The following is a 14,775-nucleotide window of genomic DNA, read 5'->3' as shown; positions in this document are numbered from 1 at the left end:
CGCAGACCCGATGTCCCTCCAGTGTCGATGGGTCGTCAGACATCGGTCTCACCCGGCCGTTTCCTTCATCCACACTGGCCATCGGTGTCACATCGACCACATCAATTTGTGGTGGTAGTAGGAGGCAAGAGGAGGCTCATGAAGAAGCAGCTTGTCGCCACTCTGCTGTTCGGAGGTGCCACAATCATGACAGCCTGCGGGTCAGGGGAGGTACGAGCGCCCGCTTCAGCGCATGAGGCCCTTCTAAGTGAGCAGAACAGCTCCCTCGACGTCTCTCTTCTACGGGTCTCGGAGTCCGACTTCCCCGCATACGCTTCACCTGAAGCGCTTGCAGCAGACCGACCGATCGTCCTCGCCGGTGTGATCGACGGCTGGCAACAGGGGCCCGCGACAGAGACGTACGAAAACGGCCCCCTCGATTACCGCGCCGTCCTCCGTATTCGCATTACGGAACCGCTGAAGGGCGTGAAGAACACACGATCCCTTGCTTCCGGGATCGCCTACGTCGCGTTCGACCAGGGAGCTGTCATTCGTGACGACTCGGTGCCGGTGGAGCAGTGGAAGCCGGCGAAGAGCATCGCTGACTTCGAGAAGGCCATGCCGTCAGGCACCAAGGTCCTCGCCTATCCGCGCGAACCGCCTCTGGAGGCGGTGACCGGCGCTGTACGCATCCCCGGCGACTGGTTGCCTCAGTCGGCGCGGCTCATGCTGATTCCTCCGCAAGGGCTCGTTCTAGAGGACCCTGTTCTGGCTGCGACGCGCTCCGGCGACCAGACTGCGCTCATCGGAGGACGAGAGCCACTTACAGCGGGCGGCGGAGGCTGGCTCGAACCGAAGAACATGGACGAGCTGATCGCACGGCTGAAGCAGCACGGTATAGCTGAACCCCTGTGATCGGACGGCGCTGGTCCCGAGGGGCCGCCCGCACGCCAGATGATCGGTTTGGGAGAGCGCCCGGTTCCCCGGGCAAGGCCGGGGAGCGCGAGAGGACGGGAGTCCCCTCGCCGGGGGTGTGGGGGCGTGCCCCCACAAGGCGCTGTCTGAAGCGCCCGACGCGCGCAGCGCCCCTTAGCGAAGGCGATGCTCGGGGGTTAAAGGCCCAGGTGGGTGGTTAGGTCGGTTTTGAGGGTGTTGAGGTCTTGGGCGGCCTGGGTGCGGGCGGTTTCGGCCTCTTCCGTTACCGGGACGACTACCTCCAAATAGCACTTCAGTTTGGGCTCTGTGCCTGATGGGCGTACCACTACCCGGGCGTCTTCTGACAGCAGGTAGCGCAGGCCGTCCGTCGGCGGGAGGCCGCCGTCGCCTCGGTTCAGGTCGTCCGCCCGCAGGACCGTACGGCCCCCGAGGGTGTCGGGAGGGGTGGTGCGGAGGCGGGTCATGGCGTCGGCGATCAGGGACAGGTCGTCGACGCGGAAGGAGAGCTGGGAGGTGGCGTGCAGGCCGTACCTCCTGGCCTGGTCGTCCAGGAGGTCCAGGAGGGTACGGCCGTCGCGTTTGGCCGCGGCCGCGATGGCGGCCACCGTCAGTGCGGCGCCGATGCCGTCCTTGTCGTGTACGGGGAGGCCGGTGGCCGAGCCGACGCTGTAGCCGATGGCCTCCTCGTAACCGAACACCAGGCCGGGACCGGCTTTGATGATCCACTTGAAGCCGGTCAGTGTTTCGCCGTAGCGCACGTCGTGAGCGCGGGCGATCTTGCTGAGGAGGGTGGAGGAGACGATGGTGGTGGCCACCAAGCGGTCGCCGGTGGTGTGGGTGAGCACGTGCTCGGCCAGCAGGCCGCCGACCTCGTCGCCGGTCAGCATGCGGCAGGTGCCGTCGGGCAGCGGCACGCCCACCGCGCACCGGTCGGCGTCCGGGTCGTTGGCCAGGATGAGGTCCGCGCCGTGCTTGGCGGCCAGGGCGATGGCCAGGTCCATCGCGCCCGGTTCTTCCGGGTTGGGGAAGGAGACCGTGGGGAAGTCGGGATCGGGCGCGCGTTGTTCCTCGACGGCGACCGGGGTCTCGAAGCCGGCCTCCAGGAAGGCGCCGGTCAGGGTGGCCGCGCCCACCCCGTGCAGTGGGGTGTAGACGACCCGGACGTCGCGGGCGTCGCCCAGGGGGAGGGACGTGACGGCGGCGATGTAGTCGGCGACGATGCCCTCGCCCAGCTCCGTGAGGGTGCCGGGGGCGTTCAGCGGGAGCTCGTCCACGCGGCCCACGGCGTCGATGGCGGCCGAGATCTCGCTGTCGATCGGCGGCACGATCTGCGAGCCGTCGCCCCAGTAGACCTTGTAGCCGTTGTCGCGCGGCGGGTTGTGGCTGGCGGTGACCGTCACACCGGCGTCCGCGCCGAGATGGCGTACGGCGAAGGCCAGGACGGGCGTCGGCAGCGGGCCCGGCAGGAGGGAGGCGTGCAGGCCCGCGCCCGTGAGGACGGCGGCCGTGTCACGGGCGAAGACGTCGGACTTGTGCCGGGCGTCGTAGCCGATGACCACGTGCTTGCCGGGGCCGAGCACCGCGGCCAGGCCGGCGGCGGCGCGCATGACGGTGACGCGGTTCATGCGGTTGGGGCCGGCGCCCAGCTCACCCCGCAGGCCCGCGGTGCCGAACTCCAGCTTGGCCCCGAAGCGGTCGTCCAAGGGCGCTCCCCGGGAGAGCAGGTCGGACAGCTCGGCGCGGGTGTCGGGGTCGGGGTCCTGGGTCAGCCAGGCGCGGGCCTGTTCGGTGAGAGTGCGGGTCACAGCCGGTCCACCACCTTGGCCAGCAGGACGCCCATGCGGGTCGCCGTGGCCCGGCCGACCTCCAGGACCTCCTCGTGGTTGAGCGGCTCGCCCGCCAGCCCCGCCGCCGGATTGGTGACCAGGGAGACACCCAGCACCTCGATGCCCGCCTCGCGGGCCGCGACGGCCTCCAGGACGGTGGACATGCCGATCATGTCGGCACCCATCGTGCGGAGCATCCGGATCTCGGCGGGCGTCTCGTACGTGGGCCCGCGGAAGGCGGCGTACACGCCCTCAGCCAGGGTCGGGTCGATCTCGCGGACCAGGGCGCGCAGGCGGCCCGAGTAGACCTCGGTGAGGTCGAGGAACGTGGTGCCGGTGATCGCGTTGGCCCCGGTCAGGTTGATGTGGTCGCTGATCAGGACCGGGTCGCCGACGTTCTGCGTCTCGGGGCGCAGGCCGCCGGCCGCGTTCGTGAGCACGATGGTGCGGACCCCGGCCGCGGCGGCCGTGCGGACGCCGTGCGTGACGGCGTCGACCCCGAGGCCCTCGTAGAGGTGGGTGCGCCCGAGGAAGACGAGCGCGTGCCGCCCGGACGCGGTGCGTACGACGCGGATCTTGCCGCCGTGTCCCGCCACCGCCGGTGCCCGGAAACCGGGCAGGTCGGTGAACGGGATCTCGGCCACCGTCTCGCCGATCGCGTCGGCGGCGGGCACCCACCCCGACCCCAAGACGAGCGCCACGTCGAAGGTGTCGAGGCCGGCGGCGCCCGTCAGCGCCGCGGCGGCCTCGGCGGCCAGGGTGTATGCGTCTTTGCTCACAGGTCAGTAGTTTATGAGCAGCCTGTCCAGCACTCGTACGCCGAACTGCAGCGCGTCGACCGGAACCCGCTCGTCCACGCCGTGGAACATCGCGGCGAAGTCCATGTCCGCAGGCAGGCGCAGCGGCACGAACCCGAACCCGCGCACCCCGAGGTCGGCGAAGAACGTCTTGTTGTCGGTGCCGCCCGACATGCAGTAGGGGATCGCGCGCGCCGCCGGGTCCTCGGCCTTGAGCGCCGCGATCATCGACTCGACCAGGGCGCCGTCGAACGTGGTCTCCAGCGCGATGTCGTGGTGGATGTAGTCACGCCGCACCTTGGGCCCGAGCAGCGAGTCGATGGTCTTGAGGAACTCCTCCTCGAACCCGGGCAGGAACCGCCCGTCGACCACGGCCCCGGCCTGGCCGGGGATCACGTTGGACTTGTAGCCGGCGTTGAGCTGGGTCGGGTTGGCGGTGTTGCGCAGGGTCGCGCCGACGAAGCGCACCAGGGGACCGATCCGGTCGAGGATCGGCTGGGGGTCGGTCTCGTCGAACGGGAGGCCGAAGGCGTCGGCGACCTCGGTGAGGAACCGGTGGACCGTCGGCGTGTAGGTCAGCGGCCAGTCGTGCTCGCCGATCCTGGCCACCGCCCTGGCGATCTCGGTGACGGCGTTGTCGGAGTTGAGCATCGAGCCGTGGCCGGCCGTGCCGTCGGCGGTCAGCTTCATCCAGGCCAGGCCCTTCTGGGCGGTCTCGATGAGGTAGAGGCGCAACGACGGGTCCACTTCGAGGGAGTAGCCGCCGACCTCGCTGATCGACTCGGTGACGCCCTCGAACAGCTCCGGGTGGTGGGCGGTGAGGTATTTGGCGCCATAGACGCCGCCCGCCTCCTCGTCGGCCAGCCAGGCGAAGACGATGTCGCGGCGCGGCTTGCGCCCCTCGCGCTTGAGCTGGCGCAGCACGGCCAGCATCATCGCGTCCATGTCCTTCATGTCGACGGCGCCGCGGCCCCAGATGTAGCCGTCGCGCACCTCGCCGCCGAACGGGTCGACCGACCAGTCGGCGGCGTTGGCGGGCACCACGTCGAGGTGCCCGTGCACGAGCAGGGCGGGCAGCGACGGGTCGGAGCCCTCGATCCGGGTGATCACGTTGCCGCGGCCGGGCTCGCTCTCGATGTACGTCGACTCGGCGCCGACCTCGGCCAGCCTGGCCATGACGACCTCGGCGGCGGCCCGCTCGCCGGGGCCGCTGCCGTCCCCGTAATTGCTGCTGTCGACGCGGATCAGCTCCACGCACAGGTCGGCGACTTCCTTCTCGGCGGCGCTCATGGCCTCGGCGGCTGTCATGTTCTCTCCCAACGGTTATCCAGCGTGAGCAGTCCGGACTTGTGCAGATGACCGCGCTTGTAGGCGCGGGTGATCAAGGTGAGGTCGTTGTCGGTGATCTCGTCGTGGCTGCCGACGACCTCGGTCATGAAGCGGTACAGGTCGGATTCGTGGGCGGTCACGACTTGCACGATGAGGGAGTGCGTGCCCGTGGTGGCGGCGCAGTAACGCACGTCCGGGTGCGTGGCGAGCCGCCGGCCGACCAGATCGAGCCCGTACGGGCGGACCTTGAGCCAGAGCACGGCCTCCACCTCCAGCCCGAGCAGCGCGGGCTCCACCTCGGCGCGCGGCAGCAGCAGGCGGCGCTCGATCAGCGAGGTCACCCGCCGGCGCGCGGTCGGCACGGAGATGCCGAGGCGCTCGGCGACGGCGGTGAAGGCGATCCGGCCGTCGGCGGCCAGCAGCTCGGCGATCTCCAGCTCCAGAGGTGACAGGCCCTCTTCCGCGGGCGGCTGGCCGGTCTCCAGAGGTGACAGAGCCTCGTGATCGGGCAGGGGGCCGGGCGGCGGCGCGGGCCGCAGCTCGGCGATCTCCTGATCACCGAGGTAGGGCGCGTGCCACTCGGCCACCGTCCTGAACGTGTGGAGGACGACTTGGGTCTGGGTCTGCAGCACCCCGTCGATGTCGGGGAGCTGCGTGGACAGGATGCGGTGCAGATCCTCGCGGGACGGGCAGACCAGCTCGCAGCCGATGTCGGCGGCGCCGGTCAGCGAGTAGACCGACCGCGTGTCGTCGCGCTCGGCCAGCGCCTTGGCCACGTGGCCGGCCGTGCCGGGGCGGACCTGGACGTGCAGGTGCACGGGACGGCCGTGGCCGGTGCGCAGGTCGTCGTAGATGGCGGTGACCCGCACCACGCCCTCCGCCATCAGCCGCTGCAGCCGCCGGGCGACCGTGCGCTCGTGCTCGCCGACGGCCCGGCCGATCTCGCCCCACGACGCGCGCGGGCTGACTTGCAGCGCGGCGACGAGGCGCCGGTCGAGAACGTCCACTCGCAACCGTTCCTGTGTCGGATTAGTAAAGCCTGGCTCAGATATTTGACTGTTTCCGTCGTTCGACTGCACAGTAAGCCATTACCGCTCTCGGCAGCAAAGGAGCCCGCGTGGCGACCCCTCCCGCGACGCAATCCCCTCTCGGCATCCCCAAAAGCCGGGTCCGCCAGCTCATGGCGGCCAGCATCGGCAACGTGGTCGAATGGTACGACTGGTATGCCTACACGTTCCTAGCGACGTATTTCTCCGTTCAGATCTTCCCGAAGAGCGCCGGCAACGACCTGGTGCCGCTGCTGGCCTCGTTCGTGGTCTTCGCGGTGGGCTTCTTCATGCGGCCCCTCGGCGGCCTGCTGGTCGGCGCCTTCGCCGACAGGTACGGCCGCAAGTCCGCGATGACGTTCACCATCGTGCTGATGGGCGCGGGCTCGCTGCTCGTCGGCCTGACCCCCACCTACGCGGCCGTCGGCCTCCTGGCGCCGATCATCCTGGTCCTGGCCCGGCTCATCCAGGGCTTGTCGGTGGGCGGTGAGTTCGCCGCCGCGACCACGTTCCTGGTGGAGTCGGCCCCGCCCGGCCGGCGCGGCCTGTTCTCCAGCTTCCAGTACGTCAGCACCACCCTCGGCCAGCTCCTGGCCTCCGGCCTGGCGGCACTGCTGGCCACCACCCTGATCAAACCCGACATGGACTCCTACGGCTGGCGCATCCCCTTCATCGTGGGCGCCGTGCTCAGCCTGGTCGGCCTGTGGATCCGCAAGGGCGCCGACGAGACCTCGGCCGTGGCGGAGGAGATCGCGCAGGGCAGGGCCGAGCGGCCGAAGCTCTTCGACTTCCTGCGCCACCATCCGAAGTCGGCGCTGACGATCGTGGGCATCACGGTCGCGGGCACGGTCGCGTACTACACGTGGACCAGCTTCCTGCCGACCTACGCGCAGATCACCGTGAAATTCGACAAGGCGGACTCGCTGCAGGTCGGCACCATCTCGCTGGTCTTCTTCATGATCCTGCAGCCGCTGCTCGGCATGTTGTCGGACCGGATCGGGCGCAGGCCGCTGCTGATCACGTTCGGGCTCGGCTTCGTCATCCTGCCGGTGCCGCTGCTCGGCATGCTGACCGACGACTACGGGAGCCTGCTGGCCGTGCAGCTCGTCGGGATGGTCTTCCTCGGCTGCTTCACCTCGATCTCGGCGGCGGTCAACTCCGAGCTCTTCCCGACCAGGGTGCGCGCGGCGGGCGCCGGGTTCCCGTATTCGCTGACCGTGGCGCTCTTCGGGGGCACCGCTCCGCTGATCGGCACCGCGCTGGAGGACGCCGGCAACCCCCAGCTCTTCCCGTGGTACATGTCGGCGCTGGCGCTGGTCTCCACGCTGGTCTACGTCTTCGTGTTGCGCGAGACGAAGGATCAGCCGCTGCGCTAGCCGGTCGAGGTGCAGGGGCGCTCCCGCATCTCCTTGACGTAGTCGTCGGGGGCGCCCGCACGCTCGGCGGCCTCGGCCAGGCTGCCGAGGTAGCGGGCGGAGGGGAGGCCGCCTTCGTAGCCGTCGAGCACGTAGAACCAGGCCAGGACGGCGCCGTCGAGGGTCTGCACCCGCAGCCGGACCTTGTGGTAGGCCCCGCGCACCGCGCCCTCCCACTGGTCGAGCGAGCTCTCCTCCCAGTCGGGCACGTCATAGAGGACGACGAACACGTTTTCATCGGGAGCCTCGACGATGGTGGCGAGCGCGCCCTCCCAGGCGGGGTCGTTGCCGCCGAAGGTCAGCCGCCAGTCCTGCAGCCAGCCGACGCCCCAGACGGGGGAGTGCGGGGCGCGCATGGCCATCTGCTCCGGGTCCATGTTCGAGCCGTAGGCGGCATAAAGCCTGAGGTCATTCGGCTTGCCCGAATCTGAATGCCACGCCACGATCCGCCCCTCTCGCCGGGTGCTGCTCGTCATCCAGCTACCGCGCCATCCTGCCATGCCGGGAGGCCGAGTCGGTCAATGACGAGCTCAGGCGCGGCGAGGCCGGAGGCCGGGTGATGGGCCGGTGGCAGCTTGGCGGCGCTGGTGCGGGAGAATGGTACACGTGACGAGGATCGTGATCATTGGTGGCGGACCAGGCGGCTACGAGTCGGCGTTGGTGGCCGCTCAGCTAGGCGCGCAAGTCACGATGGTCGAGCAGGACGGCCCCGGTGGCGCGTGCGTGCTGACCGACTGCGTGCCGTCCAAGACGCTGATCGCGACCTCGGTCCGCAAGCAGGCGCTGCTCGACGCGCCGTCGCTGGGAGTGGCCTTCTCCGGCGGGCTCGACGGTGACGCGGGCGTGGTGGGCGTCGACCTGCCGCTGGTCAACAAGCGGGTGAAGGAGCTGGCCCAGGCGCAGTCCGCCGACATCGCCACCCGGGTCGAGGCCGAGGGTGTCGAGATCATCAAGGCGCGCGGGCGGCTGGTCGACCCGCAGGTGGTCAGGGCGGGTGACCGGACGATCAGGGCCGACGTGGTCCTGGTGGCCACCGGGGCGACCCCGCGGGTGCTGCCGGGGGCCGAGCCCGACGGCGAGCGCATCCTCACCTGGCGCCAGCTTTACGACCTGGAGGAGCTGCCCGAGCATCTGATCGTGGTCGGCTCCGGGGTGACGGGGGCCGAGTTCGCCGGCGCCTACCGCTCGCTCGGGGCCGAGGTCACGCTGGTCTCCAGCCGCGACCGGATGATGCCCAACGAGGACGCCGACGGCGCCGAGGTGCTCGAAGAGGTCTACCGGCGCCGCGGCATGAACGTCATGGGCCGCTCGCGCGCCGCCTCCGTCAAGCGCACCGCCGACGGAGTGGTGGTCACCCTGGAGGACGGCCGCACGGCCGAGGGCACGCACGCCCTGATGACCGTCGGCATGGTCCCCAACACCTCCGGCATGGGGCTGGAGGAGGCCGGGGTGCAGCTCGACCGGGGCGGCTTCGTCAAGGTCGACAAGGTCTCGCGCACCTCCGCGCCGGGCGTCTACGCGGCCGGCGACTGCACCGGGGTGCTCATGCTGGCCTCGGTCGCGGCCATGCAGGGCCGGATCGCGGTCTGGCACGCGCTCGGGGAGGCCGTGCAGCCGCTGCGGCTGGCCACGGTGGCCTCCAACATCTTCACCGATCCCGAGATCGCGGCCGTCGGGGTGGCGCAGCGGGCGATCGAGGCGGGCGAGATCGAGGCCAACGTGGTCAAGCTGCCGCTGGCCACCAACGCGCGGGCCAAGATGCAGGGGTTCAACGACGGGTTCGTCAAGTTGTTCTGCCGGCCGCACACCGGGATCGTCCTGGGCGGCGTGGTGGTGGCGCCGCGCGCCTCCGAGCTGATCCTGGCCGTCTCCGTGGCGGTGCAGCAGCGGCTCACCGTCGATCAGCTCGCGCACACGTTCGCGGTCTATCCGTCGTTGTCGGGCTCGATCACCGAGGCCGCGCGCCGGCTGATGCAGCCGGGCTACTCCATCTGAATCACCACGTCTGAGCTTCGAGCCCGCCGCGTCGTCGCGGCGGGCTTTTTCGTGTGCGCTGACACGGGGTCATGGCCGCTGACCGTTGACGTTTGTTGGTATGGACAGCAAACTAATTCACGAAGTTGGCGCAGCCGTTCAAAGGAGCATCCATGCCGTATCGCCCCCCGCTGGTCGCGCATGAGTACTTCGTCGCGGACCCGCCCGAGTTGCCGGTGCGCGCGCGAGGTGAGGCCGGCCTGTCGGCGCTGACCGCCGCCGAGCTGGTCGCGGCCGACGGCGCCGAGGTGATGCTGAAGGCGGTCACCACGGCGGACGAGACGCTGATCGTGCAGGTGGGCGTGGCCGGCGAGGGTGTCATCCGGGTGCGGTTGTCCGAGGACGCGACCGCCAGGCCGCGTTCGGAGCGGGCCATCTCGCTGGTCACCCCGGGCACCTATCCGGGGGCGCGGGCCGGCGTCCAGCCCGGCGCGCCGATCGTGATCGACGCGGGGTCGTTGCGGGCCGAGATCAGCCTGGCACCGTGGCATCTGCGCTTCACCGACGCCGCCGGGACCACGCTGGTCGAGCAGGATCGCGGGCACACCGACATCAGCGGGCGGCTGCGCACGCTGCCCTTCGGCCGCTCGACCGCCGGCGGCGCCGCCGTGGCCTACCACGAGAGCTTCGCCGCCGCCCCCGACGAGGCGTTCGCCGGGTTCGGCGAGTCGTTCACCCGGCTGGACAAGCGCGGGCAGCGCCCGGTCATGTGGAACTACGACGCCTTCGGCGCGGAGTCGCAGCGGGCCTACAAGAACGTGCCGCTGTACCTGTCGAGCAAGGGGTACGGCGTGCTGGTCGACAGCGGGGCGCCGACCGAGTTCGACGTGTGCCAGTCCACGCACAGCGTGGTGCAGATCCTGGTGCCCGACGACGTGCTGGACTACTACGTGATCGCCGGACCGGCGCCCGCTGACGTTCTGGACCGTTACGACCGGCTGACCTCCCGGCCCGCGCTGCCGCCCAAGTGGGCGTTCGGCACCTGGATCTCCTCCGGGTTCTGCGTGGACAACCAGGAGCGGGTGCTGGCCAGGGCGCGCACGATCAGGGAGCGCGGCATCCCGTGTGACGTGCTGCACCTGGACACCTACTGGCAGACGGACGGGCACTGGTCGGACCTGCGCTGGGACCCGGTGAACTTCCCGGACCCGGACGGGATGCTGGCCGAGCTGACGGAGACGGGGTTCAAGGTCTGTCTATGGATGAATCCCTACATTTCCCAACTAAGCCCCGCGTTCGCCGCAGCGGCCGATGCCGGATATTTCCTGACTGATGAGGCCGGCGAGGCGTACGTGGCCGACTGCTGGCACGGATCCTTCCCCGCCTGCGGCATCGTCGACTTCACCAACCCGGCGGCGGCCGAGTGGTTCAAGGAGTTGCTCCGCCCGCTGCTGCGCCAGGGCGTGGCCGCCTTCAAGACCGACTTCGCCGAAGGCGTGCCGGCGGACGCGGTCGCCCGCAACGGCATGACCGGCGCCGACCTGCACAACGTCTACACCCTGCTGTTCAACGACGTCGTCGCCGGCGTCACGCGCGAGGTCAACGGCCACGACCTGGTGTGGGCGCGCTCGTCGTTCCTCGGGGGCCAGCGGCACAGCGCCCAGTGGGGCGGCGACACCTACACCAGCTACGCCGCCATGGGCAGCACGCTCAGGGGCGGCCTCGCGCACGGCCTGTCCGGCGTGCCGTTCTGGAGCCACGACGCCGGCGGCTTCACCGGCAGGCCGACCGACGACCTCTACGTCCGCTGGACCCAGTTCGGCGCCCTGTCCCCGCTGATCCGCCTGCACGGCACCACGACCCGCGAGCCGTGGGAGTTCCCGGCCGTCGAGGAGCAGGTCGTCGAAGCGCTCAAACTGCGCTACCGGCTCATGCCGTACATCTATTCGGCGGCCGTCGAGGCCGCCCGCACCGGCGCGCCGATGATGCGGGCGCTGTGCGTGGACTTCCCGGACGACCCCGTGGCCTGGCAGGCCGACCTGGAGTACCTGCTGGGCCGCGACCTGCTCGTCGCCCCCATGACCGCGCCGGGGAACACGCGCGACGTGTACCTTCCGCGCGGCCGGTGGGTCGACTACTGGACCGGCGAGGTGCTGGAAGGCTCCCGCTACGTCCAGGTCGGCAAGCCGCTCGACCAGATCCCCCTCTTCGTACGGCACGGCGCGCTCATCCCGATCGCCCACCAGGGGGACACGGTCGACGTGCCTGCCGAGATCGTCCTCGTCGCCTTCGGGGGCGGCGACGGCACTGCCGAGATCCACGACGAAGACGGCGTGACGGTCGCCGTCGCCACCAGGGACGGTGACGTGCTGCGTGTCGCCGTCACCGGCCCGAAGCGCGTCACCGGCGTGGACATCGCCCCGGTGGCCGGCGCCCCCGCGCGGGCCGTCATCTCGTAACACCCCCTGGAGGGATCATGGTGAAGTCAAGAGGCGCCGCGGTGCTGGCCGCCGCTGTGCTCGTCCTGTCGGCCTGCGGCTCCGGCTCGGAGACGCCGTCGCCCGCGCAGAGCGGTCAGCCGCGGGTGCTCAAGTTGTGGCACTACGAGACTGCCGACAGCGCCATGGGCAAGGCGTGGGCCGAAGCGATCAAGAAGTTCCAGGCGTCGCATCCGAATGTCACCGTCAAGTTCGAGGAGAAGGGCTTCGAGCAGATCCAGAAGACGGCGAGCATGGTGCTCAACTCCGACGAGGCGCCCGACATCATGGAGTACAACAAGGGCAACGCCACCGCCGGACTGCTGTCGAAGCAGGGCCTGCTGACCGACCTGACGGAGGAGGCCGCCAAGCGCGGCTGGGACAAGTTACTGCCGGGCGGCCTGCAGACCACCGCGAAATATGATGACCGGGGTGTCATGGGCTCCGGCAAGTGGTACGGCGTGCCCAACTACGGCGAGTTCGTGATGGTCTATTACAACAAGGACCTCTTCGACAAGCACAAGGTGACGGTCCCGGCCACCCTCGACGAGTTCACGGCCGGGATGGACACGTTCGTCAAGGCCGGGGTGACCCCCATCGCGAACGCCGGGGCCGAGTACCCGGCGCAGCAGATCTTCTACCAGCTCGCGCTGAGCAAGGCGCAGAAGCCGTGGCTGGAGGCGTACCAGTCCTACAAGGGCAAGGTCGACTTCCACGGCCCCGAGTTCACCTACGGCGCTGACACCCTCGCCGACTGGGTGAAGAAGGGCTACATCGCCAAGAACTCCTCCGGCCTCAAGGCTGAGGACATGGGCGTGGCGTTCATGAACGGCAAGTTCCCCATCGTGATCAGCGGTAGCTGGTGGTACGGCCGGTTCGCGTCGGAGATCAAGAACTTCCAGTGGGGCCACTTCCTGTTCCCCGGCGCCACGATGGCCCCCGGTTCGAGCGGCAACGTCTGGGTGGTCCCCGAGAAGTCGAAGAACAAGGACCTGGCCTACGACTTCATCGACATCACGATGAGCAAGGACATCCAGAACCTGCTCGGCAACTCCGGCGGCGTGCCCGTGGCCGCCGACGCGACGGCGATCACCGACCAGAAGAGCAAGGAGCTGATCGAGACCTTCAACAAGCTGACCAGCACCGACGGCCTGGCCTTCTACCCCGACTGGCCGGCGCCCGGCTACTACGACGTGCTGGTGGCGGGGGTCCAGAACCTCATCAACGGCAGCAAGACCTCCGCCCAGGTGCTGGACGAGATCGCGGGGCCCTACGAGGACAACCTCGCCGACATCGGCAACTAGATGAGGATGCGCACGAAGGGGTACTGGCCCTATCTGGTCCCCAGTCTGCTGCTGTTCATCGGCGTCATCGTGGTGCCGTTCCTGATCAACGTCGGGGCGAGCTTCACCCGCTGGTCGGGGGTGGGCACGCCCCGGTGGATCGGGTTCGGCAACTACGCCAGGCTGCTGGAGGACGAGCGGTTCTGGGAGTCGTTCCAGCACAACGTGGGGCTGATCGTGGCCATGGCCGTCGTGCCGACCGCGCTCGGCCTCGTGCTGGCGGCCGCCCTGTTCGACTACATCGGCCGGCGGTTCGGGCCGCGGACGGCGTCGGCGCTGCGGGCGATGTACTACCTGCCCCAGGTGCTGCCGGTGGCCGTGGCCGGCGTGGTGTGGGGCTGGATGTTGCACCCGTCCTACGGGGCGGTCAACCAGATCTTCGGGCTGGAGCTCGACTGGCTCGGCGACCCCGACCTGGCGCTGGCCACCGTCATGGCGGTCATGGTCTGGTTCCAGCTCGGCTACCCGGTCGTCATCTTCATGGCCGGGCTGCAGCGGGTGGACCCGTCCTACTACGAGGCGGCCGAGATCGACGGGGCCTCGTGGTGGCGCAAGTTCTGGCACATCACGATCCCGCAGATCCGGCCGGAGATCTTCGTGGTGCTGCTGACGTGCACGATCGCCGCGCTGAAGGTGTTCGGGCCGATCTTCGTGCTGACCCGGGGCGGGCCGGGGAACGCGACGATGGTGCCGTCGTACTTCTCGTACCTGAGCTTCTTCCAGAAGAGCAACGTCGGGTACGGCTCCGCCATCGCCACGGTGCTGGCCCTGATCATCATCGTGGTGACGTTCCTGTTCCTCCGGGTCCAGGAGCGTGAGCAGTGAGGGGGCCCGGGCGGTGGGCGGTGCTGTTCGCGCTGGTCGTGCTGGCGGTCGTGATGGTGTTCCCGTTCGCGATCGTGGCGATCAACGCGGTCAAGTCGCCGGCCGACTACAGTTCCCATGGTCCGCTGAGCCTGCCTGACGGGCTCTACCTCCAGGGCATCGTCGACTTCTGGAACCGGGTCGACTTCGGCACCAAGCTCTGGAACAGCTTCGTCATCAGCGCCTCGGTCTCGGTGCTGGCCGTCGTGTTGTCGGTGCTCAACGCGTACGCGCTGGGCATCGGCCGGGTGAAGGGCCGGCTGTCGATCCTGGTGCTCTTCCTGGTGGCCAACACGCTGCCGCAGGAGGCCCTCGCCTATCCGCTGTACTACCTGGCGAAGGCGACCGGCCTCTACGACACGAAGCTGGCCGTGATCATCGTGATGACGGTGATCCAGGCGGCGTTCGGCACGTACCTGCTCAGCGCGGTGCTCGGCCAGTTCCCGAAGGAGATCCTGGAGGCGGCGGCCATCGACGGCGCGGGGCGGTTGCGCTCGTTGTGGCGGATCGTGGTGCCGATCAGCAGGCCCACCCTGAACGTCCTGCTGATCTTCTTCTTCATCTGGACCTGGAACGAGTTCTTCCTGCCGCTGATCTTCCTGATCTCCAACGACACCCAGACGGTGCCCGTCGCGCTCGGTGTCCTGCAAGGCGAGAAGTACATGGACGCCACCATGTCCAGCGCTTCGGCCCTGCTCGGCGTCGTCCCGGCGGTCGCCTTCTTCCTGATCTTCCAGCGCACGCTGACCCGAGGTGTGACGGTCGGCGCCATTAAGTGATGGAGAACCT

The 14,775-nt window shown here is 69.3% G+C and carries 12 protein-coding genes; 7 read left to right on the top strand and 5 right to left on the bottom strand.

All coding sequences use genetic code 11. The features are described 5' to 3' along the window. The first annotated feature begins 138 nt into the window (after positions 1-138). Entirely contained in the window at positions 139-894 is a 756-nt protein-coding gene (locus ACWD0F_RS02700; protein WP_449872107.1) for a hypothetical protein, read from the top strand. A 197-nt stretch (positions 895-1,091) separates the two neighbouring features. Here the strand turns inward: ACWD0F_RS02700 and ACWD0F_RS02695 are convergent, their stop codons facing one another. From ACWD0F_RS02695 to ACWD0F_RS02680, 4 genes are read right to left on the bottom strand one after another with little or no spacing between them, the layout of a single operon-like run. Further along, on the bottom strand, positions 1,092-2,720 hold the full coding sequence (locus tag ACWD0F_RS02695; RefSeq protein ID WP_449872106.1) for a phospho-sugar mutase: 1,629 nt from the start codon (positions 2,718-2,720) through the stop codon (positions 1,092-1,094). After that, positions 2,717-3,520, bottom strand: coding sequence for a purine-nucleoside phosphorylase (locus ACWD0F_RS02690; RefSeq protein WP_449872104.1), 804 nt, complete (start codon positions 3,518-3,520; stop codon positions 2,717-2,719). Before ACWD0F_RS02690 ends, ACWD0F_RS02695 begins: the two co-directional genes overlap by 4 nt. 3 nt (positions 3,521-3,523) lie before the next feature. Next, positions 3,524-4,846: a M20/M25/M40 family metallo-hydrolase gene (locus tag ACWD0F_RS02685; protein ID WP_449872102.1), complete on the bottom strand. Its 1,323-nt coding sequence runs from the start codon at positions 4,844-4,846 to the stop codon at positions 3,524-3,526. Next, a complete protein-coding gene (locus tag ACWD0F_RS02680; RefSeq protein WP_449872100.1) occupies positions 4,843-5,874 on the bottom strand; it encodes an Lrp/AsnC family transcriptional regulator in 1,032 nt (343 codons plus the stop codon). The genes ACWD0F_RS02685 and ACWD0F_RS02680 overlap by 4 nt, the downstream gene beginning before the upstream one ends. Before the next feature lie 110 nt (positions 5,875-5,984). Here ACWD0F_RS02680 and ACWD0F_RS02675 point away from each other — a divergent pair, with 110 nt between their 5' ends. After that, entirely contained in the window at positions 5,985-7,289 is a 1,305-nt protein-coding gene (locus tag ACWD0F_RS02675; protein WP_449872099.1) for an MFS transporter, read from the top strand. Here ACWD0F_RS02675 and ACWD0F_RS02670 read toward each other — a convergent pair. Further along, positions 7,286-7,771, bottom strand: coding sequence for a gamma-glutamylcyclotransferase (locus ACWD0F_RS02670; RefSeq protein ID WP_449872097.1), 486 nt, complete (start codon positions 7,769-7,771; stop codon positions 7,286-7,288). The two genes, ACWD0F_RS02675 and ACWD0F_RS02670, sit on opposite strands and share 4 nt — an antisense overlap. A 163-nt stretch (positions 7,772-7,934) precedes the next feature. Here ACWD0F_RS02670 and ACWD0F_RS02665 point away from each other — a divergent pair, with 163 nt between their 5' ends. The 5 genes from ACWD0F_RS02665 (at position 7,935) to ACWD0F_RS02645 (ending at position 14,765) form a co-directional block, all read left to right on the top strand. Then, positions 7,935-9,323, top strand: coding sequence for an NAD(P)H-quinone dehydrogenase (locus ACWD0F_RS02665; protein WP_449872095.1), 1,389 nt, complete (start codon positions 7,935-7,937; stop codon positions 9,321-9,323). A 152-nt stretch (positions 9,324-9,475) separates the two neighbouring features. Further along, a complete protein-coding gene (locus ACWD0F_RS02660; RefSeq protein ID WP_449872093.1) occupies positions 9,476-11,761 on the top strand; it encodes a TIM-barrel domain-containing protein in 2,286 nt (761 codons plus the stop codon). 17 nt (positions 11,762-11,778) lie between these two features. After that, positions 11,779-13,083: an ABC transporter substrate-binding protein gene (locus ACWD0F_RS02655; protein ID WP_449872091.1), complete on the top strand. Its 1,305-nt coding sequence runs from the start codon at positions 11,779-11,781 to the stop codon at positions 13,081-13,083. Continuing rightward, positions 13,084-13,947: a carbohydrate ABC transporter permease gene (locus ACWD0F_RS02650; RefSeq protein ID WP_449872089.1), complete on the top strand. Its 864-nt coding sequence runs from the start codon at positions 13,084-13,086 to the stop codon at positions 13,945-13,947. Then, the gene (locus ACWD0F_RS02645) at positions 13,944-14,765 is read left to right on the top strand and encodes a carbohydrate ABC transporter permease (RefSeq protein ID WP_449872087.1); all 822 of its coding nucleotides are present in this window, start codon (positions 13,944-13,946) and stop codon (positions 14,763-14,765) included. The genes ACWD0F_RS02650 and ACWD0F_RS02645 overlap by 4 nt, the downstream gene beginning before the upstream one ends. Positions 14,766-14,775: the final 10 nt, after the last annotated feature.

The organism is Nonomuraea sp. NPDC002799, assembly GCF_053592075.1.
Note: the sequence above shows the minus strand (reverse complement) of the source record. Positions and strands in the feature narration are given on the sequence as shown.